Genomic DNA, 24,832 nt, shown 5'->3' with positions numbered 1-24,832 from the left:
CACATCGCCTCGAAGTCCGGGTAGGAATGGCTGCCATCATCGCCCAGCTGCTGAGAAAGATTCGTTACTTCGTTTGTTTTTTTCTCCAAGTTCCTCACCTTCCTTTCTTCCCAAGCTGCTGTTCCGCTTGACTGATTGCTCATCCGGCAGCTTCAAATCATCGTCCAGCTCGTCCAATATGACTCTCATCATCTTCAATCCCCGGTTCAACCGGGATTTCACGGTCCCCACCGGAATATCCAGAATCTCCGCGATGTCGGCAAGCGGCAGATCATTCGTATACTTCAGGGTGATGACGATGCGGATTTTGTCAGGCAGCTTCGCGAGGCGCCGCTTCCACTCGTCCTCCGATTCCTTTTGTTCGACTACAGTTAGGACTGAAGGCTCCACCTGCTCCCGTTGGAACAAGAGCAGCATCTTCTCCTTCATCCATCTCGACTTACTCCTGCGCAAGTGATTCAGGCAATGATTGACCGTAATTCGCATGAGCCACGTCTTGAGAAACTCCACCTGCTCCCATCCCGACGTGAGCGCCTTCATAAACACCTCCTGGCAGACGTCTTCCGCATCCGAGGCATTGCGCAGCATATAGTAGCAGGTCCTGTATACATCTCTGTTGTATCGTTCGAAAAATTCCCTGTCCGTCAACAGGTTCTCCACCTTTCCTACACATCGCTAGTTGCTGCTCCCCTTGAACATGCACTACTAGATTAACAACTATCTTCTATAAAAGGTTCATTTATTGGATAAATGGGGTAAAAAATTTAGTACCTAATGAAACCTCGGTACATTGCCGATATAAGAAGGGAGTATGTCTGAGGAGGGTATAAACTTTGCCGCGAATCGTCAGGCAGCTGAATCGATGGCTGCTGTTTCTTATATTGCTAGCTTTATGTGCATTTCCCTTTCAAAATTTTATTCTCTCTAAGCTCAAGGAAGGTTCCCTATCCTTCTCCTTCGGGCCGCCTTCGGATGACATTGTTCTGTTGCTGTACAGCAACACTGCAAGGGTAGGCCGCTATCTGGTGCCGCTTGCAGAGTCCGAGCCGAAGGCTGCTCCTTATCAAGAGAAGGGAGAGACACTTGTACCTGCCCGCTTCTTGGCGGACAAGCTTGACGCAGAGCTGGCTGTCGATAAGAGTGGCCGCACCCTTACGTTATCAAGAGACGACGCAAAGATTACGTATTCGCTCGAGGCAGGCAAGGTTAGTATCGCGACCCCATCCGGCAGCAAATCCGCAGTCTCTGTCAACACATTACCTGTCCAGAAGGACGGAGTTACCTACGTCCCGCTTCGACCGGCTAGTAAAGCGTTTGGTCGGCATATTTACAGCAGCGACGGCGTTATCGCGCTGACCACGACACAGAAAGCGCCTAAACAAGAGAAGTGGAACGAGTGGAGAGAGGAATTGTCCTCCTATCTAGCCTACGATGCCTTCGGTTCGTATGCAGTCAAGATGGGAACCAGCTATGCAGCGTTGTTCCATAGCTGGGAGGATGCTGTCAATTACGCGAAGCAGGTTCCCGGACGCAGAGTCACCTACCGCGGTCAGCATGTGATGTGGGATCCGAAGAAGCCTGCGCCGAAATCGATCCGCTTGAATGGAGCACCGCTTATTTTGCAGCTCCCTGAGCTGCCGCGCGGCTGTGAAGTGACTGCGCTTGCTATGCTCTTGCAATCCGCAGGTCAGAAGGTAGACAAGATGGAGCTTGCGAAGAATATCCGTAAAGATACAACGCCTTATGAGAAGAAGAATGGCGGCATTTATTTCGGCAATCCGCATCGCGGATTCGTCGGTGATATGTACACGTTCGCCAATCCTGGTCTCGGGGTGTATCATGAGCCGATAGCAGCGGTTGCGGAGAAGTATTTGCCGGGACGAATCATTGATATGACCGGCACCTCCCTGGATCATCTGTTATGGACGGTTGGACAAGGAACGCCAGTATGGGTAATCCATACGACACTGTACGATTCTGTTCCCGCTAACGCTTGGGTAACGTGGAATACTGCTGATGGGCCAATCCAAGTGACCTACTATGAGCACTCCTTGCTCGTGATCGGCTATGACGAGCAATATGTATACGTGCATGATCCGCTTGGTCGCCGCGATCGTATCACGCGCGCCGCCTTCAAGCGTGGATGGGAGCAAATGGGCAGCCAAGCTATCACCTATACGAAGACAGCGCCAACTGCACAAGCAACATAGGCGCACCGGCAAAACAAAAGGAACTGTCCTCACTGCATCCAGTTATGCAGAGAGTCAGTTCCTTTTTTTCTGGCCGTATTCAAACTTTGCCCCAATGATTCTTAGATAAAAGATAAACTCTCCCTAATCATAGTTGCGCAAGATGAGGTAGAGAATTATCCCTACCGGACCAAGCAGGAAGACAACAAGCGCCCATAAACAACCAATCTGCTTCCCCTTGCGCGCTGATGCCTCGCCCCATATCCAGAACAGGCACACCCAGCTTAACACCCATATCAGAAAGCCAATCAACCGCATCCCCCCGCTCCAACTAAGAAACCTGGCCCGTAATAGCTCATGTCGGCTGTACCTAAACACCACCTTTTTGATATGTACGCAGGGAGCTCTACAATTAGGATTTCTTTTTCTACATGCCTGACTACCCCTATGAACACAGAAAGCTGACCCACAAAGCGAATTCTGCTTCGCGGGTCAGCTTTTCTAACCTTTTTTTCTCTTGTCTAATTTAAATTTATATCGTTCATACCAACAATATCCATATAATAGAACTTCAAATAACGATTCATTTGCCCTTCAATCGTCAAGCTGCCTTCCTTTTTAAATATATACCAGTTTTGACCGTTATATCGCTCAACTGAATACCCGTTTAAATTAATCCCGAACAGCTTTTTCACGTCTGGCGCCGCTGCGTCGAGTACCTGCTTATTCGAGAATTGGTCGAAGAGGGCCTCGGTTGCATCTGTCCCCGTTTCCAAAATATCAGAATCTGAAACTGACAGTATGCGTCCAGAGTGATAGCCTACCTGCATAGACAAGTCATGCTTCTGAGCCTCTAAATGGTAATCATCCTTCGCAATGCCAGTAAGGCTGTCATAGTGATAAGTACGGCTCGCATACGCCATCGGAGTTACTTTCCCTCTCACGATGAGGGAAGCTTTCTTCGCCGACTCAAGCGCCTTAGCACTTACTTGATCCACCGGAATGTCATAAGACATGCTGAGGACTCGTTCTCCCTCCATCTCGATGGCGATATCTTTTCCTTTCATCCAGGTATGCACATCCCGATCAACCCTTGTCTTTGCCCGAGTAATATCCTGAATACGAGCAGCTAACTGTTTTTCGTCCAGTCCTGTTTGTGCTTCAACAATCCGCTTCATCTTATCTGGCAGATCAGCGTAGTTCATAGAGATGTTCACATCGAAAGTTCCCCGCTTCACATCAAGAGCGGCATAGCCCTTGTTATCCTTACTATAGACGGTAACATCATGATAAGTTGATCCACGGTATTCCTCGACTCCATACAGATCAATGTCACGACCAGCAACTTCTCGTACTGCCTGCTTGATGCGCTCTAACAAGGGAGAATCGAGGTCGTTCACCGTCTTGCCATGCTTCGGCTCCGTCAAGCTGCCTACCTGATTGTGTTCTTCTGCGAGCGGCGGGATCGTAAACTCAATCTTCTGATTGACCTCTACCGGCTCATTGTATCTTCGTATCGATATCTCATATTCGTCCAATTTCGGAGCCATAATCGCAATATCATAAACATCTTGCTTGGTATTCTCCTGCCCCCACTTATCTTTATCCTCAAAAATCGTTCCCAATACCCAATTGAACGTAATATTTCTTTCATATTTTTCGTTTAATTGCTTGCCAGTCATTGGGATAGCTCTCGTCTCTGGTGTATCCAGCTTCAAGTCATATTGCTTCCAAGTCTCGTTCGATCCTGATCCCTGGAGCTTCAAGTAATAGGGCTCATACGTCAATAATGCGCTCTGAAATGGGTTGTTTCCCGCTTGATCTGGCTGAACCTTGAGATGGAGGATTCCCTTATTATCATACTCCGTGCCTAATATCGTTATATCCTTGCCCTGGTATTGGATCTTCTTTGGATATCTATCATCCGTGCGAAGACGGAACGTATGATTGGGCCGGGCTTGAGTCACATACAATCTCTTCAATTCCAGAGTCATGCGCTTCGGCTTGTTCTCGAAATAGACAGACGGGACAAACTCCCACTGGTTGCGGCTGACCCCATTCACCAAATCATTGAATCCTGAAGATTGTCGAATCGGATACACTTTACCAGTTTCATCTTTCAGAATAAGATTCTCTCGGACAATCTCATTCCAATCGTCACCCGGATGCAGATCTGCCTTTCCTTCATCTTGAATTCGAGTTCGAGCCTCAAGCAGCATACGGGTAGGAGAGATCGTAATACCCTTAAGAGCAAACTGCTGCACAATCGAGTCTGCCTGCTCTGCCGTCCGCTCCAGATTGACCACGCGAGTTGGCTTTATATTATTGATACCGAGCGGAACCTGAATATCCTCGGATTCGGAATAAATGTTTTTGTATTCGTCATTGCGTTTAATTTTTGTAAGCCGGATCGTTATTTTCCGATCCTTATCTTCTCGTTTCAACTGCTCGACGTATTCTGGAAGCAAAGGAATGTCATGTGTCCAAGTAACAATACCATCCACTTTTGCCTTAGCCTGTTTACGCGCCTCATCCACGGATTCAATAAGATAAGAAGTCGTATGATTACTTCCATCTGAGAATCGGTGTTCATCAAATTCAGGGAGCGTAGCCGTATAATCCTCGAAATCGTCATACAATCGGCGGGAACGCTGCGCCTCGGCAATATCCTCGCCCTTGATTGTAACCGTAACGAACAGACGATCATCTTCCAAATACAAATTGTCGACGCTAACCTCCCGCTCTCCCCACTTCGTACGATAGGTCTGCACCGGAATGTAACCATGCTCCTTGGCATTGCGGATACCCATAAAGCTGCCCGCCCCCTCCAGCCACTTGACTGCGGCCTCCAGTCCGGGGATTTGCTTCGCATACGCGGCAAAGGAAGGCACAAACATGATCGAGCCAGAGAACAGCAAAACGCCGGCCGCAACCGTTCCTATGCTGCGCTGTACAATCTTCGTCCGATGGCGGCGGCGATCCATATTTTCGATCCGCTCCGCAATCCGTTGAGACAGATTAGGTGGAATAGGCACTTCGGGCAATTTTGCGAACATTGCTTCGATCTCCTCATCCCTAAATTCCATCAGCATCTAGCCTCCTTCATTTCTGGCATCATTTGCTTTTTAAACAATTTAATTGTGTTATATATTTTCGTTTTAACCGTGCCCAGCGGCATATCCGTCATCTCTGCAATTTCTTCTAGCGTGTATCCTTGTACATACTTCAATTGGATGAGCATCCGCGTCATTGGCGGCTGCTGCTCCATAAGAGCCTGAAAATCCAGCATCTCGTCCGTCGGCGGACGCTTTGCGACTCCCATAACCTCTTCGTCCTCTATGTAGACTATCGATTTATTTTTACGCAAATAGGTTTTGCACTGATTGATGACAATCCGAGTGAACCAAGTGTTGAATTTTTCGGGGTCTTTCAATTTCTGTATATGAATAAGGGCCTTCTCCACAGCATCGCATACTGCGTCCATACTGGCGGCCTCATCGTGTAGATAACTATATGCGATTCGGTACGATCGGTCTTGAATTTGCTGTACCGCTAGTGCAAAGCTGTGTGTATCGCCCTGCTGCGCGCGGACAATCAGCATCTTCTGATCCATAGTTCCTCCCCCTTCGGTCACCACTATGATGCATGGAGGCCCTAAATAGTTTTGGAAACGGAAAATATGATATTACGTCGTTCCTTCGGATTCCGAGACTGCTTCCAATTCGACTTCCTTGCCTGCAAGTTGCTTCATTGCCATCTGGGTCTTTTGCAACAAAGCAGCGTCCAGATCAGCTATCGCTATTTCCACTTGCCCATTATTTCTGATGCCCTTATTCGTGCTTTCTTTAGCTAAAGCTGTCTCCGCTGTCCACGCTGTACTGAGCGGAGCGAAGAGCATGCTGAATGCAGTTATTGCTGCAAGCAGTTTTTTATTTGATCTCATGATTATCGTTCCTCCTTCATTTGAAGTCAATTTCGATAATAAGATGCACAACCCATTAAAATAGTTTTTTTATACAGAAATGAAAAAAATAGATAATAAATACACTTGCGAAAAGCAAGTCATTTCAACAACAACCTCCATCAAAATGAATTTCGATAGTAAGATGACTCACTTCGGGCAATGGTTTTGGTACACAAAAAAATCCCGGACTATGTCCGGGACTCTCCATCGCGCTTAGCGCGCTTCATATATTGGTCATAACGGTCGTCTACTTCCTCAGCGATAGAGCGATACCGATTCGTCTCTTCCACGATTGGATCCAGCGTCGTCTGAATACGGATTTCGGTCCGCGGCGCTATCCGCCGTCGCACAGCCTCACTTGGCTCTTCGGACTCCATCTCCCCAGCCGTCAGACGCTCATGCAGCTCCGCTTCCAGTCGTTCTTGTGAATCCTTGTCCCGTTCAACCACAGGAACACCTCCCTCAAACATATGCTTCCACTAGTATGAGCTTGAATGCTATTCTCTACCCTTGAGCTTTCGCATCTCTTAGCGCTTCAATGAAGGAGCCGTGGATATGTCCGTTCGAAGCAACGACATCACGCACGCCCAAATGATAGGGCTTGCCATACGTATCTGTCACCTTGCCACCAGATTCCGTGATCAGCAAGCTTCCTGCCGCCAAATCCCAAGCATTCAGGTTGAGTTCCCAGAACCCTGTCAAGCGGCCTGCCGCCACATAGGCCATATGGAGAGCAGCTGAGCCTGCGGTACGGATGTTGCGAACCTGCGGCGCAAGTGCAGTAATTCCCGCCAGATTCGCAGGCAGCGCACGCTCGCGCTCCGTGGGGAATCCGCTTCCAATCAAGCTGGCTCCAAGCTGCTGCTCAGGCGCCACCTGCATTCGGCTTCCGTGCACATAGGCCCCCTTGCCCTTCTCTGCGACGAATAGTTCGTCTCTCATCGGATCGTACACAATCCCAACAATGACTTCTCCCTTATGCGCCAAAGCAATAGAAACGGAGTAGAATGGGAACCCGTGAACATAGTTCGTGGTACCATCAAGCGGATCGATGATCCATACATATTCCTCCTGCAGTGCGTTCTCCAACGCCCGCTTGGCTGCATCCTTGCCAGGATCTACCGATTCTTCACCGAGAACGGCATGCTGCGGAAAATGAGTCAACAGCAGACGACGAATCATCTGCTCGGCTCCTTTGTCAATTTCGGTAACGAGATCGTGCATAGATGATTTTATATTGAGCGATATGTACTGCCCTAATTTACTCTTGATCCATTCACCTGTCTTAGCCGCACAGTTGACCGCTACCGCTGTATAACTTTTACTGGTGACCACGTGTGGAGTTTTATCTGAAGTATTCAAGGCTTCACGCTACTTTCTATTAAAAATTGCTTCCTTTTCTTCCAATATACGTAGTAATCAGTTATAAGTTTCGTTCGAATATCCTAGCCTATGTAAAATGTTCATGAGCCTGCAAATCCACTCACAATCATGCGAATTGCCAGTACGAACAGGGTAATTCGGAGGACAAGCAACAGCCCTTTGCCAGACATTCGATTCGCAATTGCAGCCCCTAATCTTCCGCCGATCCAAGCGCTTGGAGCCAGTACCGCTACCAGCATCCAATCGACCGATCCATTCCAGGCATGAACCGTAGTTCCGAGAATGGAGGATAGAAAAATGACAAACATGGATGTGGCTGAAGCGACATGCGGCGGATAACGAAATAACAGCACCATAAGCGGAACGAACAACGAGCCTCCCCCGATCCCGAACAGCCCTGAGATGAAGCCGACTGCAAATCCAATAAACAGCATCGGCACAACGCTGTATCCATATTCGGTCGCTTGACCAGAGAGATCTACATACGTACGTGTGCCTCGCCATGTGATATTCACCGGCTTCAGCCGTTCCTTCACGATCATCAGAATTGCCATCCCGAGCATGAAGAACCCGAACACCAAGTTAAATACATTGTCCTTGAAATACTCCGTTAACGCCGCACCCAGCATAGAAGCAGGCCCGCTCGTTATAAAATAAATCGCACCGCTTCGCCAATCCACCCGCTTCACCTTCATATAGGCAAGTGTGGAGGAAAGCGCTGTAAAAATAAGCACCGCTAATGAAGTTCCCACCGCTGTCTGGGAGGATATCGCTTCTCCTAGCAAATGCGGCCCGAAAAAAATCAGCCCCGGTACGATGATAATACCGCCGCCCAGTCCGACAAGACTGCCGAACGTTGCTGCAATTAGGCCAATAAGAACAAGAAATATAATGGTTGCTGCCATTTGGATGCTCCTACTTTCTCCTCACATAGTAAGCCCCTATTACTGAGTGGTATGAGATTGCCCGCCACCCGGATAAATAAAAATCCGCCCGCAGGCAGCTACCAATTCAGGCGGCTGCCAGGCAAGGCGGATATGGAAGTCGAGTGTTACACGCCGACAATGTGGAAGCCGCTGTCCACGTAGATCACTTCACCTGTAATGCCGCGTGAGAAGTGGCTCATGAGGAACATTGCAGTATCGCCAACTTCCGCCGTGTCTGTCGTGCGGCGCAGTGGAGCCTTCTCTTCAACCTGCTTCAAGATCGAGTTGAAGTCGCTGATGCCCTTCGCAGCAAGCGTACGGATCGGACCTGCGGAGATCGCATTGACGCGAATGTTGAACTGTCCCAGATCTGCCGCCAAGTAGCGAACAGAAGCCTCAAGCGCAGCCTTCGCTACACCCATGACATTGTAGTTCTTCATCGCGCGTTCTGCGCCGAGGTATGTCATCGTCATAATGCTTCCGCCTTCTGTCATGAGCGGATGCAAGCGCTGTGCTACAGCTACGAGAGAGTATGCGCTGATGTCTTGCGCAAGCGCAAAGCCTGCACGGGACGTATCTGCATACAGTCCTGTCAATTCTTCTGTTTTCGCAAATGCGATACTGTGCACAAGACCATGCAGTGTACCGAATTCTTCACGAAGTCTATCTGCCAATTGATCGATCTCTTCATCTACTGTAACGTTGCACGGAAGAATGATGGCGTTTGGAATCGTCTCTGCCAACTTGCGTACACGCGCTTCTACACGTTCGCTCTCGTATGTAAATGCCAATCTTGCGCCTTGTGCGGCGAGTGATTGCGCGATGGCCCATGCGATGCTGCGATCGTTCGCGACACCCATAACCACGATATTTTTACCTGCTAATAATTGAGACATTGCTAAATTTCCTCCTCTCGCCATTTCGCATCATCAAATTTGGTTTCATGAACTATGCATGTCCCTTTTGGCTGTTGCGGAAAAGCTCTTTTTTCAACGTATCCTATTTTTGCTTGATTTTCAAGTAGCAAGTGGATCTCATCGCTAAGAGCTACGGATCAATTCGCACGCTCGCTTGGTCGAGAATCGTAACCCCTTCCGCCGTATAAGGGACAAGATCCCGCATCAATTGAAATAATGCCCCGTCCTTCTGCTTCGCTTCCAGCATGACATCGATGCGCTCCGTATAGGGAGCAATCGCCCTGAGGAAGGCGAGTAGGGGCTTCACTTCCACATAATCGGCATGGCCACGTATATCGGAAGCGCTCTTCGGACTGGATACATGGATTTTAGGTGGGAGGGGATCGTCCGGCGCTGCGTCCGCCTGCCCAAATGGCGTCTGCCATGTCTTCAATATGCGCGGCCACAGCTCATCCAACGATTCCTCTTCATGATTCACCCACTGATGGTGAATATCCAGTACCATCGGAACACCAAGCTGCTCGCTTATATGAAGTGTCTCTACCGCATTGAAGGTTTTGTCGTCGTTCTCCAGTGTCATGCGCTTCTGTACCTCTTCAGACAATGTCTTGAAGTTCTCTATGAATCGCTCTCCCGCGATCTTCTTATTTCCATATGCCCCGCCGACATGAATGTTGTTCTTCGCACGAGCATCCACTCCCATGGCCTTGAACATCCGAACATGATGCTCCAGATCCTTTACAGACTTGATGAGCACATCTTCGCGCGGCGTACTCAGGACGGTAAAGTGATCGGGATGGAATGACACGCGCATATGATGCTCATTAACATATTGTCCAATTGCCTGAAATGCCTCCTGCAAGGCCGGGAATGGATCCCAGTCGCTTAGTTCGGGATGTGTAGCCAACGGGATTAGCTTCGAAGAGAAGCGGTACAGTTGAATGTCATGCGCACGATTGTGCTTCAAGAGCCGCAATGTATTATGCAAATTTTCTTCCGCTATGCGTTCCGCCTTGCGCAACGCCGCAGCACGATCTTCCAGTTTACAAAATGATGTGAATGTCATCGTGCGCGACGGCGAAGCATTCGCCACCGTGACGGACATCGCCACGTATCCGAATCGAACCAGCATACTTCGGACCCCTCTCCACTTCTATCGCCGTATAGGCCCTACTTCTACCCTGCCTGATAGGCATTCTCTCCTTCTAGCATAACCTTACTATCCTGCGCTTAATCGAACTAGGCTAAGAGATATTCGTAGTTGCGGATGTACCGAGTGCCGTCTCTCCTCATCACTAAATTTGCGCCAACACTCCTAACCTGCCTAACAATGCAAAAACCCCTGACCGATTGGTACAGGGGCTTGCTTTATGAAGTTACCGTTACCTATTACATGGTTATATCACCCGGAATGTCGCCAGCGCAAGGGAACCGAGCTTGCCATCTGCATCCGTTACTCGTCCTGTGCACGTAATTGAACGGCGCGTTTCATGCACGATTTCCGCCGTAACTCGAATTTCTCCGGTATGCAGCGGCGCAACGAAGTTGACGTTCAAGTTGGACGTAACGGTATGTTCATCAGGACGAGCCAGCATCGTAGCCAATCCCATAGCGTTATCCAATAGGGAGGACAGTACCCCTCCATGAACGATGCCAATGACGTTCAAATGATGGGGTTCAGCATCAAGTTTCAGAACGACATGCCCCGGCTCTGCCGTTATCGTCTCGCAGCCAAGGTAATCCCAGAAGGTTCCCTTCGCTTGCGCATACAATTGATCAAGTCGCTCACTGGCAATAGCTACTGGGGATGCGGCCTGTTCTGCCATAAAAATCTCCGCCTCCGATCGCTTTCGTATTCAACCTTATGCCTGCTAGTGGTTCTACTGCTTTTCGCTTAATTGCTTATTCGCTTTTTTTGCTTTTTTACTTTTTCACCAGTAATTCTTCCTCTTCCAGAAGCATGCGGCGCAGCACCTTGCCTGCAATCGTCTTCGGCAGCTCACTGCGAAATTCGTATTGGCGCGGTACCTTGAAGGAGGCCATCCGCTCGCGGCACCAGACATTTAACTCCTCTTGGGTCACTTGGGTACCTGTGCGAGTCACAATATATGCCTTGACCGTCTCTCCTCGGTAGGAGTCGGGCACACCGACTACGACGGCTTCTTTCACGCAAGGATGCTCGTACAGCACTTCCTCCACTTCCCGCGGATAAATATTGAACCCGCCGGCAATGATCAAATCTTTTTTTCGATCTATGATGGAGAAAAAGCCATCCTCATCCTGCCTGCCCAGATCCCCTGTATACAGCCAGCCATCCCGAAGCGCCGTTACGGTCTCCTCCGGCTTGTTCCAATACCCCTTCATTACTTGTGGCCCGCGGACAACTAGTTCCCCTACCTCGCCCTGTGGCAACTCTTCTCCCGTGTAGGAATCAACAATCTTCGCCTCCGTATCGGGGAATGGAATGCCAATAGAGCCGTTTTTGCGCTTGCCCCAGAGCAGGTTCGCATGCGTAATCGGCGATGCTTCCGTCAAGCCGTACCCTTCGATAAGCACGCAGCCTGTTATCGCCTCGAACTTCTCCTGCACCTCAAGCGGCAGCGAAGCAGCACCGCTAATGCACGTGTGGATGGAAGATAGGTCATAACGATCCGTGTCAGGATGATTAATGAGCGAAATGTACATCGTCGGTGCCCCTGGGAACACGGTCGGGCGCAGCTTATGAATAATGCGCAGCATCTCAGAGGGTTCGAATTTCGGCACAAGCACGTTCATCCCCCGGCATAACGTACACAGATTCATCAAAATGGTCATTCCAAACACATGGAAAAATGGAAGCGCTCCCAAGAAGATTTCTTCTCCGCGCTTCACCTTATAGAACCATGAAGCTGATTGCATCGTATTGGCAACCAAGTTCTGATGAGTCAGCATCACCCCTTTAGGGGTGCTTGTCGTCCCTCCCGTATACTGCAGCAATGCCAGATCATGTTCTCCATCGATCTCGGCGCACATAAATTTTGGCGGAACGCTTTTGAGCAGCGGAGCGAAGGCATGAACCTGATCATCATAAGTGATCCCTGCCGCCTGAACATTTTTCTTCATCTTAAAGGCAAACAGCACGTTTTTCGGAAAGGGCAAGTAATCCTTAATTGAGGTTATGATCGCGTGCCGAAGCGTTGTGCGTGCCTGAGCGGCACGCACACGCGGATATAATACATCAAGAGTTATGATCGCAGCCGCACCGGAATCGGCTAGCTGGATTGCCAGTTCCCGCTCCTTATAAAGCGGATTCGTCAGTACAGCTATGCAACCAGCCATTAACGTACCGTAATACGCAATAACGGTCTGTGGACAGTTGGGCAGCATATTTGCCACTCGTTCTTGCCTGCCGATCCCAAGCCGCACAAGCGCGTTTGCGAATCGGCAGCATTCTTCAAGCAGCCGCTCATAGCTCAGCTGCTTCCCCATGAATTCGAGCGCAGGCCGTGTCGGATATTCTTGCGCTGCATCAATGAGGAATTGGGCGACATTTTGTCGCGGGTAATCATACGTCGGGTCAATTTCCTGCGGGTAATGACGGAGCCATGGCTTCTCCAATGGCATGCCTAACCATCCCTTCCTCGCGGGGAGCTCCCGCGTATTACGAGACCACGTATTTTTCCGCTTGAATCACGCGTTCCGCTATCTCACGCTTGATGCCAACGCCGTCAATCGGCGTGCTCTTCGCCAGCTTCTTCAGAATGGACAGCTGCGTGCGCAAGACATCGCCTGACTCCATTGCCGCCAGCGTTTCCTTAGCTGTTCGTTCAATATCAGCGAATGCCTCATGCATGTATACGGTTGTCATCTGCATCGCAAGTTTTGCTTTCGCTTCGCCGGACTTCGCCATCAGCTTGCTAGTGCGCAGCTGCGTGCTTTCCATTGCATATACAGCAATCATTAAATCAGCAAGGTTGCTCAAGATTTCCTGATGCTGCTCAAGCGATGTACCGTATTTCTGAGCCGCCAATCCACCAAGCATAAGGAATATCTTCTTGGCCATCTGGACGAGATGTTCCTCCTGCTCCATCGCTCCACCTGATTCCGGCATGGATACGATAGACATCAGATCGGCTTGGAGTGCCTTCGCCTTCTGCAGGAGCGGCAATTCCCCCTTGGCGGCCCTCTTAAGCAGCGTTCCTGGGATAAGCAATCTATTGATTTCATTCGTTCCTTCGAAAATGCGGTTAATGCGGGAGTCGCGGTAGATGCGCTCGATTTTATACTCCTGCGTAAAGCCGTAGCCGCCGTGAATTTGTACGCCTTCATCGGCTACGAAATCAAGCACCTCTGAAGCGAACACTTTATTAATGGAGCATTCAAGCGCATATTCAGCAATTGCCTTGGCCATTAACTGCCCCGAATCCGGCTGCTTGTAATCGATGTCCTTCAGCACATTGTCCACCAAGCCAGAAGTCCGATACACCATCGACTCCGTTACATAAGTACGGATGTTCATATCCGCCAGCTTATTGCCGATCAGAGAAAATTCTGTAAGCGCCTTGCCGAACTGTTTGCGTTCGCCAGCATATTTCACGCTCAGCTCGATCGCTTCCTTCGCTGCTCCGAGACATCCCGCGCCCAGCTTGAAGCGGCCGATGTTCAAAATATTGAACGCAATGACATGTCCGCGGCCTACCTCTCCAAGCACATTCTCCACTGGAACCTTGACGTCCTCGAAGAAGAGCGGACAAGTGGAAGAACTCTTGATGCCCATCTTCTTCTCTTCCGGCCCAACCGTGAAGCCTTCCATTCCCTTCTCAACAATGAATGCCGTGAAGTCCTTGCCGTCTACCTTCGCATATACGATAAAAATATCCGCGAAGCCTGCATTTGTAATAAAAATTTTTGAGCCATTCAGCACGTAATGACTGCCATCCTCAGACAGCTTCGCTGTCGACTTCGCACTAAGCGCGTCTGATCCGGATGACGGCTCCGTCAGGCAATAAGCAGCGATTTTAGCGCCTGTCGCCAGGTCAGGCAAGTACTTGGCCTTCTGCTCCGGTGAGCCGAAGAACACGATCGGCAGTGTTCCGATGCCCACATGCGCGCCAACCGAGAGCGCAAAGCCAGATGCTTTGGTCAGCGTTTCGCCGATCAGCGTAGAGCTGACCTTGTCGAGCTCAAGACCGCCGTATTCCTCTGGAATATCTGCGCCAAGCAGCCCGATTTCCCCGGCCTTGCGCATCAGCTTAACCGTCAAATCGTAATTCAATTTTTCCAATTCTTCGTCGTGCGGCAGCACTTCTCCTTCTACGAAATCACGTGTTGTATCCACCATCATGCGCTGTTCTTCGGTGAAGTCCTCCGGAGTAACAATCGCATCGGGAGTGATGTCATCAATGACAAAGCTTCCGCCTTTGATTTTCAGTTCCAACATGGTCATGGTAATCTTCTTCCTTTCGAAGTGGATTAAGAATGGATAAATGGCTTTGAATCATTTGATCAATCTGAACAACAATGCAAGGCAATAAGTCTACGCACAGCGTTTAAGCAAACACTTCGAACACTCCGGCAGCTCCCATTCCACCACCGATGCACATGGATACGACACCATAGCCGCCACCACGTCGGCGAAGCTCATGCAAGAGTGTTGCCGTCAGCTTCGATCCCGTACAGCCAAGCGGATGGCCGAGCGCAATCGCGCCGCCATTCACATTCACCTTGCTCTCATCCAGCCCTAAGTGGCGAATGATATGCAGGCATTGCGAGGCGAATGCTTCATTCAGCTCAAACAGATCGACCTGATCCTGCGTAATACCGGCCTTGCGCAGCGCCTTCGGAATCGCTTCTACAGGTCCGACGCCCATAATGTCAGGCGCGACGCCAGCCAACGCGAAGCTGCGGAAGGCCGCAAGCGGCTTCAATCCAAGCTCCTTCGCTCTATCGGCGCTCATCAGTACACAGGCTGCCGCGCCGTCATTCATCGGCGAGCTATTGCCTGCCGTGACGCTGCCGCCCACGGAGAACGAAGGCTTCAGCTTCGCAAGCACTTCTTCTGTCGTGTCCGGCCGAACGCATTCATCCATATCGAAGGTCAGTTCTTTTTCCCAAGGCCGTCCATTGCTGTCGCCCCCTCTCTGTACCGTTGAGACAGGTACAATCTCGTCACGGAATTTGCCTTCGGCGATGGCTGCCGCAGCCTTGCGATGACTGTTAGCAGCGAATTGATCCTGATCCTCACGGCTAATGCCGAATCGCTTCGCAACATTTTCCGCAGTGTATCCCATGCCCATGTATACTTCCGGCATTTCTGAGATCAGCTTCGGATGCGGTGCAAGCTTGAAACCGGTCATTGGCACCGCGCTCATGCTCTCTACCCCGCCGGCAACAATCGTGTCCGCAGAGCCGGCCATAATCCGTTCTGCAGCAAATGCGATCGATTGCAGGCCAGAAGCACAAAACCGGTTAACCGTAACCGCAGGCACCTCCTGCGGATAACCTGCATACAGCGACAAGATTCGTGCCATGTTCAAGCCTTGCTCGCCTTCCGGCATTGCGCAGCCGAGTATAACGTCCTCAATATCCGATTTGTTCAAGCCTGGTGCGCGTCTAACAACTTCCTCCAGTACCGTTCTCCCCAGATCCTCAGCTCTCGTCTGCGCGAGACTCCCCTTCTTCGCCCGGCCAACCGGCGTACGCGCTATAGATACAATGACAGCTTCTTTCATTGCGATCTCCCCTCATTCCTAATTTGGAAGGATATTAATTGCGCAGCGGCTTGCCCTTGGAGAGCATGTGCTGCATGCGCGCCTGCGTCTTCGGTTCGCCGCACAGGCTTAAGAAAGCTTCACGTTCCAGATCGAGCATGTATTGCTCGCTCACCAAGCTGTTCGCCGGTACGTTGCCGCCCGCAAGCACATGCGCCAGCTTATTGGCAATCAGTCGGTCATGATCCGAAATATAGCCGCCGAGGTGCATCGTATAGGCTGCCAGCTGCAGTACGGATTTGCCAGGTTCACCAACGACGCGGATGCGCTCCTCTTCTCTCGGCGCATATCCGGCCCGATCCATTTCCAGCACGGCCATCTTCGCCTCATGTATACGGCGATCCGGGTTGATAACGACGGAGTCGTTAGGCCCCATATAGCCGAGCCGCTTCGTGTCATGTCCACTTGTCGATACCTTCGCCATAGCAATTGTTTCGAAATAGCTGTTGATGTACGATTGCAGGTCTGGATTCGTTTGGCCGACGATTTGGCTTGAGCGCAAGGCCATCTCTTTACAGCCGCCGCCCGCTGGAATCAAGCCAACGCCCGTTTCGACCAATCCGAAGTACGTTTCCGCAGAGAAAATAATTTTGTCTGCCGGCAGGCACGCTTCTACCCCACCACCAAGCGTCATTTGATGCGGTGCAGCTACAACAGGCTTCTCCAGTCTCTTCAGCGTCAGCATCGTAGTCTGGAACTGGCGGATGATAAGATCAATTTCATCCCATTCCTCTTCCTGAGCCTCCATTAGAAGCAGCATGACATTGGCGCCCACGCAGAAATGACGCCCTTCATTTGCCACAACGAGTCCGCGGTAATTACGGCGAACTTCCTCCACGCTTTTCTGAATCATGGTCAAAATATCCGCACCGATGGCATTGTTCGGCGAATGGAATTCCAGACAAGCTACGCCGTCCCCGATGTCAATCAAGCTAGCACCCGGGTTAGATAGCACGACCTTGTTCTGCTGCTTGAGCTGCTTGAGCGAAATATGCTCCGCTGCCGACTCCAGCTCAGTCCACTCCCCGCCATGAACGTAAAATTGTTGTGCCTCCCGCTTCTCATAGAAGTGAGTATGTCCTTCAGCAATCCACGCGCGTACCCAATCTGGCAGCACGTCGCCCTCTGCCTCCATGCGTTTGGCAGCCGACACCAAGCCGATCGCGTCCCATACTTCGAACGGCCCGAGTTCCCAATTGAAGCCCCATTTCATCGCATTGTCGATATCGACAATCGAATCGGCGATTTCGCCCAGCTTGTGCGCCGAATAGAGCAGCACCGGCTTCAGCGTGTTCCATGCCAGTTCGGAATAACGATCCTTTGTACCGAGCAGCGCCTTGATTTTATTCGCTGCGCCCTTGGCAGACTTTGACGCTTCCAAGGAGGCGGAAGAGATTTTGCGTACCGGCTCGTAGTCCATCGTGTCAAAGCGCAGTGCCTGTATGACCTTCCCAGAGTCGGTCTTTACCTTCTTATAGAAGCCCTGGCCCTGTTTCTCACCTATCCAGCCTAAGTCAACCATCCGGGTAAGAACATCCGGCGCGCTGAATACATCTTTCTCTACTGTCGCTGCTGTCTGGTCATGCACATTCGCTGCTACATGCACGAACGTGTCAAGTCCAACCAGATCAAGTGTACGGAACGTTGCGCTCTTCGGGCGACCAAGCGCAGGTCCAGTGACAGCATCTACTTCCTCTACCGTGTACCCAAGCTCCATCATATTTCGCAATGTAATAAGCAGTCCGAATGTACCGATTCGGTTGGCGCTAAAGTTCGGCGTGTCCTTGGCTACAACGACGCCTTTGCCGAGGCGACGCTCACAGAACTCATGCATGTAGGACACAATTTCCGGATCTGTCGTCTCTCCCGGAATAATTTCAAGCAGCTTCATATAACGTGGAGGATTGAAAAAATGAGTGCCTAAAAAGTGCTTTTTAAATGACTCTCCGCACGAAGCAACCATGTCGTTGATGGATATGCCCGACGTATTCGATGTTACGATCGTTCCCGGCTTCCATACTCCTTCGATTCGCTTCAGTAGGTCGCGCTTCACATCCAGTCTCTCGACGACGACCTCAATAATCCAATCCACGTCTGCAAGCTTCGACAGATCATCTTCGAGATTGCCCGGTGTAATTCTGCCCGCGAACTCTTCACTATAAAGCGGTGCTGGCTTCGTCTTCTTCAGGCGCGCGATCGCATCCGCAGCTAAACGATTGCGTACAGCTGGATGCTCCAGTGTGAGTCCTTTCTTAGATTCAGCTTCTGTAAGCTGGTTCGGTACAAGGTCGAGCAACAAGCAGCGAATGCCCGCGCCCGCCAAGTGGGCGGCAATAGCCGCACCCATTACGCCAGAGCCGATAACGGCGGCGCATTGAATCGGTTGAACCATATGCGAGTTCCCTCCCAATTTGTAATGGTCTGTGTCACATGATGAGAACAACAAGAACGACTTCAAGACTTTAATAGATATGAAATTGTTGGCTGATGACGATACTCTGAGATGTTCCCTGCTTCAGAAGTGCTGGGTGCACTTCGTAAGATGTTCCTGCTTCAGGACTTGTAAGTGTGTACTTCGTGAGGTGTGTATTGCTTGAAATGTGTACTTCTGAGATGTGCGATGCTCCGCTGCGGTTCAGATCGCTGCTTGATGTTAAGCTGCTCTTGAGGGTACATATCTGAACTTTGCTTGTTGTTGTGGTTGCAGATTCTATAGAAGATTGATATATGGAGTAGTTCATTGATGGTGAGAGAATGAAGTTATTGACCATTGTTCAAAAAATACAATCATTTCTTGTGGTTATACTGAAGGCTGTCTTATGAAACCGATATCGGCTGCTTGTCATCCAATTTAACCGCCCCGAACACAGCTAGTTCCAAAATTTCAGCGATGTCGCGCGTCTGAACGGATTCCTCGGCTTCAAGCAGTTTCGTGCCGTCCTCCATCATTGTGAGGCAGTACGGGCATGCCGATGAAATTACGGTCGGCTTTGTGGCCAGTGCTTGCTCAGTGCGCGCCAGATTGACACGCTTGCCTGCAGTCTCTTCCATCCACATCATGCCGCCGCCAGCTCCGCAGCACATGCCATTCTCACGGCTTCGCTCTATTTCAAGCAGGGTTACGCCGCGTATCGCGCGCAGGATATTGCGCGGTTGTTCATAAACGCCATTATAGCGTCCAAGATAACAGGAGTCGTGGTACGTAATTCGTTCCTCAACCTCATACTGCGGAACAAGACTTCCCGCGCGAATCAGTTCATCAAGCAGCTCGCTGTGATGGAGTACTTCGGCTTCCAGCCCAAACTCGGGATACTCATTCTTTAACGTGTTGTACGTATGGGGACAAGCCGTAACAATTTTGCGTACATTATATTTTTGGAAAGTGACGATGTTCTCCTCGCATAGCTGCTGGAACAAAAATTCATTGCCCATGCGCCGCGGAGTATCGCCCGAATTCTTCTCTTCATTGCCGAGTATGGCAAAGTTCACGCCGGCTTCATTCATCAGGCGCACAAGCGCCCGCGTTACCTTCCGGCTGCGATTATCATAAGAGCCCATGGAGCCGACGAACAGCAGGATATCAAACTCCGGATTCTCCTTCACGGTTGGTACATGAAGCACACCTTCAGGATCAACTTCCTTCACCCATTTCACACGATCACTGCGGCTAATGCCCCACGGATTGCTCTGACGCTCAATGTTCTGCAGCGCCCGCTGCCCATCATGCGGCATGCTCCCTTGCGTCAGCACCAGATAACGGCGCATATCGACGATTTTGTCGACATGTTCATTGCCGACCGGACATTGATCCTCACAGTTGCGGCAAGTCGTACAAGCCCATATTTCAGCCTCGGACATCACATCGCCGATAAGCTCAAGTTGCTCTGGGGGGTGTTGTGCAATTTGCCAAGTGGCTGCCTGCGCCTGCATCGTCGAAGCAATATCGGTTATCCCCTGTCCGTGCCACTTTCCAAGCTCGGCCCCCTCTGGATTCATGCTGTGAGTACCCGTTGATTTGAATGCAAAGGCAGGAGTCCATGGTGAACGAGACGTAATGGCCGCTCCTTTCTCTGTCAGGTGATCGCGCAGCTTGACGATCATGTGCATGGGCGACAGCCATTTCCCTGTACTCGCAGCCGGACATACATTCGTACAGCGCCCGCATTCGACGCATGCGTACAGATCCACTAGCTGCTTCTGTGTAAAATCCTCCACTTTGCCCACACCGAACGATTCGGCTTCCTCATCTTCCAAGTCAAGCTTGCTCAACCGCCCGACAGGCTCTGTGCGCCGAAGCAGCAGGTTGACGGGAGCCGACAGTAGATGGAAATGCTTGCTCTGCGGCACATAGACAAGAAACGCAAGCAAAATCAACAAGTGCGCCCACCAGAATGCGATATAGAGCGCCTCAGCCACCCCATGGGATAAGCCGGTAAAAATACCTGCTATAAGGGAAGATATCGGCGCGTATCCCGATGCCCCTTCTCCTTCAGCTAACCGATGGAATCCCATCGTCAATAAGACAGACAACATCAAAGCGTAAATAAAGAAGACGACAATCGATGGCTTCCAGCCCCGCTTCAGCCTTCCTAGTTTCTCACCGTATCTGCGATAGGCAGCATACCCCATGGCAATGAGTATCAACGTCACGGTTGCTTCCTGCAGCAGCTCGAATGCCTCGTACCCGGGAATGGGCAGCGGTTTGCCCGACAATCCTTTATAAATAATATCCAGTGCGCCAACTTGTAAAATGATGAAACCATAGAAGATGACAATATGCATCAGGCCGCTTTTCTTATCCTTCAGCAGTTTCGTCTGCCCGAACACTTGGGCGGCAAATGCATGCAAATTGTGCTTCACCCGTCCGCTCCAATTTACCGGCTGTCCGAGTTTGACATACAAGAACCGGTGATAGACCGCTTTGGCAAACCAATAAACGCCGAGTCCCGTAACGGCCAAAAATAGGACAAGCTGCACAATCGCTCCCGGCATCGGAACCATCCCCTTTCTCAGTATTGCAAATGAATGAATTACCTACAGGAAGCGTTTTCATCCCCTTGTCACCATGTGCCTTTCTACTGCCTTAACCCAGATCTATATCCAATGATTGACAATGATCTCAGTTCTAATTTATGATAGCAGCAGAAACTGAATGAGCATTCATTCATTTGTATTCCATATTCTAGCACCGAGGTGATTCCATGACAAGTCAGAAAAAAGAAAAATATTCCCAAATTCTCGAAGCAGCGGTCAAAGTCTTTGCAGAACACGGGTTTCACCGCTCGCAAGTTTCCAAAATTGCAAAAGCAGCCGGAGTTGCTGACGGCACGATCTATCTATACTTCAAACGAAAGGAGGATATCCTGATTTCCTTGTTTCAAGAGAAGCTTGGGGAGCTTATCGCTAAGTTTCATGCAAGCCTCGAAGAAACGACCGGGGCCAAGGAAGCATTGCGTAATGTATGCAAAATCCATTTTTCCGAGTTTGAGAGCAATCCGGATTTGGCGTTCGTCACGCAAATCGAGCTGAGACAAAGCTCCCTTGAGCTTCGCAAGGAAATCGGAAAAATTATAAAACCCTATATTGTTCTGATTGAACGAATCTTATTGCAGGGCATTGAAGAAAAGGTATTCCGTGACGATATTGACGTCAAGCTTACCCGTCTACTCATATTCGGTTCTATGGATGAAGTCGTGACGTCATGGCTCATTTCCGGGCAGAAGTATTCTCTGGTCGGACAGCTGGATGGCACGATCACTTTTTTCCTAAAGGGACTCGAGCCTTAGCTCTCCCCTTCTAATTTCCCGATTACACCCTGTTCTTAAGGTCAGGTTCTTATTTATTCTTGTACTACCAAGACCCATCTTGGATATATGATCATGTCTCATCTTGGATTCACTATCACGTTATCGCCATATAGGAAATGAATACCGACGTTGTAATACCCCTTCTCAGAGCTGTACTCCTACCCAATCTCCTGCATGGCAGTCCACTTGTTCTGTAAGTCCGCTTTAGATATTTTGAAACTAAATAAAGCGAAAGGGGCAATGAACGATGAATATCATCGTATTAGTCAAGCAAACATTCGATACGGAGGAAAAGATCATCACCGAAGGAGGCAAAATTGCAGAAGACGGAGTCAAATTCGTCCTTAATCCTTATGCTGAGTATGCAGTTGAGCAAGCGATTCGCATTCGCGACGACCAAGGCGGCAAGGTTATCGTCGTCTCCGCAGGACCCGAGCGTACATCTGAGGCGCTGCGAACAGCACTTGCCATGGGCGCTGACGAAGCCGTGCTGCTCAAGGATGAGCGAATCGGTAGCGATGAGCATGCCGTTGCGCATGCCTTGCACGCATTTGTCGGAACAGAATCTTACGATCTTATTCTTGGCGGCAACTTCTCGGTCGACAACGGTTCCGGCCAAGTGGCCGTTAGACTTGCTAAGCTGCTTGGCATTCCGCATGTATCGTCGATTACGAAGCTTGAAATCGCGGATGCCCGTGCCGTCTGCTCCCGGGATGCCGAAGGAGACACAGAAGTAGTAGAGGTACCTCTTCCAGCCCTATTCACCGCCCAGCAAGGTTTGAATGATCCGCGCTATCCTTCGCTGCAAGGCATTATGAAGGCGAAGAAGAAGCCTTTCCGTGAGCTTACGCTCGACGACTTCGGTGTATCAGTTGAAGCACGTACAGCTCAAGCGGAGCTATTCCTGCCTCCGCAGCGCCAAGCCGGCAAGCTGCTCGCCGGGGAACCAGCCGCTCAAGTCCAAGAGTTGTTCCGACTGCTGCGGACGGAAGCTAAGGTCGTATAGTTCTCATCGAATGCAACGAATCCGGTAAGTTCATATTCCAAGGAGGCGTATTGATATGTCCAGAACGATTCTTGTCGTAGCCGAAGCGAAGGGTGGAAGTCTTCGCCAAGTGTCCTATGAAGCGATTGGGGCAGCCCGCACAGCCGCAGGCAATGGAGGCACTGTAGCCGCTGTGATCATCGGTGCGGATGCAACCCGCTATTCCAGCGACTTGGCGGCCTACGGCGTCGATCATATTTATACTGTGGAGCATACTGCACTCATTCATTATCATCCGGAGGCTTATTTTGCCGCGCTGCAAGCCGTTGTGCAAGCAGCCAACCCGGATGGCGTATTTTTCGGCCATACCGCTTGGGGCAAAGACTTGGCACCGCAGTTGGCTGCTTCCCTGCATAGCGGCCAAATTTCCGATATCATCGCAATTGAAGTGGACAGCAGCGGCGAGGTATTATTCACGCGCCCGATCTATGCAGGCAAGGCCATGGAGAAGAAGAAGTTCCTTGCTGCACCATGGATCGTAACCATACGCCCGAACAACATTCAGCCTCCGGCAGCAGAAGCTGGCCGAACAGTGCCTGTAACGGCTATTGCTTACCCTGAACCGCCGCTATCCGCTGTTATTCGCGAGGTCGTGCAAAATACGGTTGGCAAAATGGATTTGAGTGAAGCGAAAATCATTATATCTGGAGGACGAGGCGTCCGCAGCGCCGAGGGATTCAAACCGCTTGAGGAGCTCGCCTCTCTACTTGGCGGTGCTGTTGGCGCTTCCCGCGGTGCCTGCGATGCGGGTTATTGCGACTACGCCCTGCAAATCGGACAGACGGGCAAGGTCGTCACGCCGGAGCTGTATATCGCCTGCGGCATTAGCGGCGCCATTCAGCATCTGGCGGGAATGAGCCAATCGCGCGTCATTATCGCGATCAACAAAGATCCGGAAGCGCCAATCTTCCAGATTGCCGATTACGGCATCGTGGGCGACCTGTTCGAAATCGTGCCGCTCCTGACTGAGCAATTCAAACAGGCGCTGCAAGCATAGCATAAAAACGGTAAGGCAGGGCATTCCGGTTGCTTAAGACGATCGGGGTGCTCTTTTTTTTGCAAAATGCCCAATTCACCCCCCGGGCTCCCAGTTTCGTAGGATTGTTCAGTTATTTCAACATTAACTGCCTATAGGAACCGTCTACAAACGTCCATCACTGTATGCGAAGACGCAGCCAAATACAAAGAAGCCCCCATACCTCTCGGCATGTAGGGCTTCTACTGAACAATTATTTGCGATTTGGATCTCCGAAAAACATTTCATGCGCTAATGCAGTCTGAATACGTGATTCATCCTCATTCAGCTTGCGTATTAACTCCATCTCCACCTCGGTTACTTCATCCCCTTGGAAATTGATTTCCGCGATCGAAGCAACAATCTTTACGATAGCTACGGCCACATTATCTGGTGTATAGGCAATCACCTTCTGCCCTGTCGGAAACACTCGAAAGCCCTGCTTCGTCATTTTGCCCCGTCCATATTCCAGCAGCTCATACAGCTCCTGCTCCGTCTTAAATTTGCATACCGAATTAAACTCAGTCTGAAATCCCATGTTATCCGCTCCTTTGCCTGTAAAAAGTGTACCTATATTGAATCACGGCAAGGTGGAGACTGGCAACCGCCTTCTGACTGTCAACATGATAGGCAATCACGCTCTCGGTAGAAATGATGTCACAAATGAGCGAGTTGATATTGTTATATTTATACACCTTCATTTCTGATTTTTTCCTTAAATTATATTCAGAATCTATTAAGTTGAATCTTAATTATCCAATGTTAGCATGGAAATATATCTCATATATTCATAAATAGGAGGAAATGAAATGAATATCAAAAAAGCAATTCTAGCAT

Annotated in this window: 21 protein-coding genes; 4 read left to right on the top strand and 17 right to left on the bottom strand. The window is 50.2% G+C overall.

The genetic code is table 11. From position 1 onward, the window contains the following. Nucleotides 1-36: 36 nt before the first annotated feature. Nucleotides 37-648, bottom strand: coding sequence for an RNA polymerase sigma factor (locus tag BBG47_RS23160; protein ID WP_065293683.1), 612 nt, complete (start codon nucleotides 646-648; stop codon nucleotides 37-39). Between the two features lie 185 nt (nucleotides 649-833). Here BBG47_RS23160 and BBG47_RS23155 point away from each other — a divergent pair, with 185 nt between their 5' ends. After that, a complete protein-coding gene (locus BBG47_RS23155; RefSeq protein ID WP_065293682.1) occupies nucleotides 834-2,210 on the top strand; it encodes a C39 family peptidase in 1,377 nt (458 codons plus the stop codon). Nucleotides 2,211-2,333: 123 nt separating this feature from the next. Here the strand turns inward: BBG47_RS23155 and BBG47_RS30110 are convergent, their stop codons facing one another. The 15 genes from BBG47_RS30110 to BBG47_RS23085 all read right to left on the bottom strand — a co-directional run bounded on the left by BBG47_RS30110 (nucleotide 2,334) and on the right by BBG47_RS23085 (nucleotide 21,120). Beyond that, nucleotides 2,334-2,501, bottom strand: coding sequence for a hypothetical protein (locus tag BBG47_RS30110; protein WP_163974314.1), 168 nt, complete (start codon nucleotides 2,499-2,501; stop codon nucleotides 2,334-2,336). 209 nt (nucleotides 2,502-2,710) lie between these two features. After that, the gene (locus tag BBG47_RS23150) at nucleotides 2,711-5,275 is read right to left on the bottom strand and encodes a DUF4179 domain-containing protein (protein ID WP_065293681.1); all 2,565 of its coding nucleotides are present in this window, start codon (nucleotides 5,273-5,275) and stop codon (nucleotides 2,711-2,713) included. Beyond that, complete coding sequence (locus BBG47_RS23145; protein ID WP_005543265.1) at nucleotides 5,275-5,802, bottom strand: RNA polymerase sigma factor; 528 nt, start codon at nucleotides 5,800-5,802, stop codon at nucleotides 5,275-5,277. The genes BBG47_RS23150 and BBG47_RS23145 overlap by 1 nt, the downstream gene beginning before the upstream one ends. Nucleotides 5,803-5,874: 72 nt before the next feature. Further along, nucleotides 5,875-6,132, bottom strand: coding sequence for a hypothetical protein (locus BBG47_RS23140; RefSeq protein WP_065293680.1), 258 nt, complete (start codon nucleotides 6,130-6,132; stop codon nucleotides 5,875-5,877). Nucleotides 6,133-6,341: 209 nt separating this feature from the next. Further along, nucleotides 6,342-6,623 (bottom strand): hypothetical protein, encoded by a 282-nt coding sequence (locus tag BBG47_RS23135; protein ID WP_065293679.1) that lies wholly within the window; start codon nucleotides 6,621-6,623, stop codon nucleotides 6,342-6,344. Between the two features lie 34 nt (nucleotides 6,624-6,657). After that, nucleotides 6,658-7,515: an inositol monophosphatase family protein gene (locus tag BBG47_RS23130; protein WP_065293678.1), complete on the bottom strand. Its 858-nt coding sequence runs from the start codon at nucleotides 7,513-7,515 to the stop codon at nucleotides 6,658-6,660. Between the two features lie 101 nt (nucleotides 7,516-7,616). After that, a complete protein-coding gene (locus BBG47_RS23125) occupies nucleotides 7,617-8,441 on the bottom strand; it encodes a sulfite exporter TauE/SafE family protein (RefSeq protein WP_065293677.1) in 825 nt (274 codons plus the stop codon). A 146-nt stretch (nucleotides 8,442-8,587) separates the two neighbouring features. Further along, on the bottom strand, nucleotides 8,588-9,358 hold the full coding sequence (gene fabI / locus BBG47_RS23120) for an enoyl-ACP reductase FabI (protein ID WP_021252279.1): 771 nt from the start codon (nucleotides 9,356-9,358) through the stop codon (nucleotides 8,588-8,590). Between the two features lie 151 nt (nucleotides 9,359-9,509). Continuing rightward, nucleotides 9,510-10,511: a UV DNA damage repair endonuclease UvsE gene (uvsE, locus tag BBG47_RS23115; protein WP_021252280.1), complete on the bottom strand. Its 1,002-nt coding sequence runs from the start codon at nucleotides 10,509-10,511 to the stop codon at nucleotides 9,510-9,512. Between the two features lie 265 nt (nucleotides 10,512-10,776). Then, complete coding sequence (locus BBG47_RS23110) at nucleotides 10,777-11,205, bottom strand: PaaI family thioesterase (RefSeq protein ID WP_021252281.1); 429 nt, start codon at nucleotides 11,203-11,205, stop codon at nucleotides 10,777-10,779. A gap of 97 nt (nucleotides 11,206-11,302) precedes the next feature. Further along, complete coding sequence (locus tag BBG47_RS23105; protein WP_065293676.1) at nucleotides 11,303-12,982, bottom strand: long-chain-fatty-acid--CoA ligase; 1,680 nt, start codon at nucleotides 12,980-12,982, stop codon at nucleotides 11,303-11,305. 37 nt (nucleotides 12,983-13,019) lie between these two features. Continuing rightward, the gene (locus BBG47_RS23100) at nucleotides 13,020-14,804 is read right to left on the bottom strand and encodes an acyl-CoA dehydrogenase family protein (protein ID WP_483310754.1); all 1,785 of its coding nucleotides are present in this window, start codon (nucleotides 14,802-14,804) and stop codon (nucleotides 13,020-13,022) included. Nucleotides 14,805-14,907: 103 nt separating this feature from the next. Further along, nucleotides 14,908-16,089: an acetyl-CoA C-acyltransferase gene (locus tag BBG47_RS23095; RefSeq protein ID WP_065293675.1), complete on the bottom strand. Its 1,182-nt coding sequence runs from the start codon at nucleotides 16,087-16,089 to the stop codon at nucleotides 14,908-14,910. A gap of 34 nt (nucleotides 16,090-16,123) precedes the next feature. Further along, nucleotides 16,124-18,520, bottom strand: a complete 2,397-nt coding sequence (locus tag BBG47_RS23090; RefSeq protein ID WP_065293674.1) for a 3-hydroxyacyl-CoA dehydrogenase/enoyl-CoA hydratase family protein — start codon at nucleotides 18,518-18,520, stop codon at nucleotides 16,124-16,126. A 425-nt stretch (nucleotides 18,521-18,945) separates the two neighbouring features. Further along, on the bottom strand, nucleotides 18,946-21,120 hold the full coding sequence (locus tag BBG47_RS23085; RefSeq protein ID WP_175400620.1) for a heterodisulfide reductase-related iron-sulfur binding cluster: 2,175 nt from the start codon (nucleotides 21,118-21,120) through the stop codon (nucleotides 18,946-18,948). A gap of 209 nt (nucleotides 21,121-21,329) precedes the next feature. Between BBG47_RS23085 and BBG47_RS23080 the strand changes: the two genes are divergently transcribed. From BBG47_RS23080 to BBG47_RS23070, 3 genes are all read left to right on the top strand, one after another. Beyond that, a complete protein-coding gene (locus BBG47_RS23080) occupies nucleotides 21,330-21,914 on the top strand; it encodes a fatty acid metabolism transcriptional regulator FadR (protein WP_065293672.1) in 585 nt (194 codons plus the stop codon). 268 nt (nucleotides 21,915-22,182) lie between these two features. Beyond that, entirely contained in the window at nucleotides 22,183-22,941 is a 759-nt protein-coding gene (locus tag BBG47_RS23075; RefSeq protein WP_065293671.1) for an electron transfer flavoprotein subunit beta/FixA family protein, read from the top strand. 55 nt (nucleotides 22,942-22,996) lie between these two features. Beyond that, the gene (locus BBG47_RS23070; RefSeq protein ID WP_065293670.1) at nucleotides 22,997-23,977 is read left to right on the top strand and encodes an electron transfer flavoprotein subunit alpha/FixB family protein; all 981 of its coding nucleotides are present in this window, start codon (nucleotides 22,997-22,999) and stop codon (nucleotides 23,975-23,977) included. Nucleotides 23,978-24,209: 232 nt separating this feature from the next. On the opposite strand, the gene BBG47_RS23065 is transcribed toward BBG47_RS23070, so the two are convergent. Beyond that, nucleotides 24,210-24,533 (bottom strand): hypothetical protein, encoded by a 324-nt coding sequence (locus tag BBG47_RS23065; RefSeq protein WP_021256091.1) that lies wholly within the window; start codon nucleotides 24,531-24,533, stop codon nucleotides 24,210-24,212. Nucleotides 24,534-24,832 lie beyond the last annotated feature (299 nt).

The organism is Paenibacillus sp. KS1, from assembly GCF_001680695.1.
In the GTDB taxonomy this organism is placed as follows: domain Bacteria; phylum Bacillota; class Bacilli; order Paenibacillales; family Paenibacillaceae; genus Paenibacillus_B; species Paenibacillus_B suaedae.
Note: the sequence above shows the minus strand (reverse complement) of the source record. Positions and strands in the feature narration are given on the sequence as shown.

Coding starts and splice junctions, on each gene's coding strand:
- BBG47_RS23090 (WP_065293674.1), bottom strand. CDS start 18,520: ATGGTTCAACCGATTCAATGCGCCGCCGTTATCGGCTCTGGCGTAATG.
- uvsE (WP_021252280.1), bottom strand. CDS start 10,511: ATGCTGGTTCGATTCGGATACGTGGCGATGTCCGTCACGGTGGCGAAT.
- BBG47_RS23080 (WP_065293672.1), top strand. CDS start 21,330: ATGACAAGTCAGAAAAAAGAAAAATATTCCCAAATTCTCGAAGCAGCG.
- BBG47_RS23085 (WP_175400620.1), bottom strand. CDS start 21,120: ATGCCGGGAGCGATTGTGCAGCTTGTCCTATTTTTGGCCGTTACGGGA.
- BBG47_RS23140 (WP_065293680.1), bottom strand. CDS start 6,132: ATGAGATCAAATAAAAAACTGCTTGCAGCAATAACTGCATTCAGCATG.
- BBG47_RS23150 (WP_065293681.1), bottom strand. CDS start 5,275: ATGGAATTTAGGGATGAGGAGATCGAAGCAATGTTCGCAAAATTGCCC.
- BBG47_RS23110 (WP_021252281.1), bottom strand. CDS start 11,205: ATGGCAGAACAGGCCGCATCCCCAGTAGCTATTGCCAGTGAGCGACTT.
- BBG47_RS23095 (WP_065293675.1), bottom strand. CDS start 16,089: ATGAAAGAAGCTGTCATTGTATCTATAGCGCGTACGCCGGTTGGCCGG.
- BBG47_RS23125 (WP_065293677.1), bottom strand. CDS start 8,441: ATGGCAGCAACCATTATATTTCTTGTTCTTATTGGCCTAATTGCAGCA.
- BBG47_RS23135 (WP_065293679.1), bottom strand. CDS start 6,623: ATGTTTGAGGGAGGTGTTCCTGTGGTTGAACGGGACAAGGATTCACAA.
- fabI (WP_021252279.1), bottom strand. CDS start 9,358: ATGTCTCAATTATTAGCAGGTAAAAATATCGTGGTTATGGGTGTCGCG.
- BBG47_RS23145 (WP_005543265.1), bottom strand. CDS start 5,802: ATGGATCAGAAGATGCTGATTGTCCGCGCGCAGCAGGGCGATACACAC.
- BBG47_RS23065 (WP_021256091.1), bottom strand. CDS start 24,533: ATGGGATTTCAGACTGAGTTTAATTCGGTATGCAAATTTAAGACGGAG.
- BBG47_RS23075 (WP_065293671.1), top strand. CDS start 22,183: ATGAATATCATCGTATTAGTCAAGCAAACATTCGATACGGAGGAAAAG.
- BBG47_RS23070 (WP_065293670.1), top strand. CDS start 22,997: ATGTCCAGAACGATTCTTGTCGTAGCCGAAGCGAAGGGTGGAAGTCTT.
- BBG47_RS23100 (WP_483310754.1), bottom strand. CDS start 14,804: ATGACCATGTTGGAACTGAAAATCAAAGGCGGAAGCTTTGTCATTGAT.
- BBG47_RS23105 (WP_065293676.1), bottom strand. CDS start 12,982: ATGCCATTGGAGAAGCCATGGCTCCGTCATTACCCGCAGGAAATTGAC.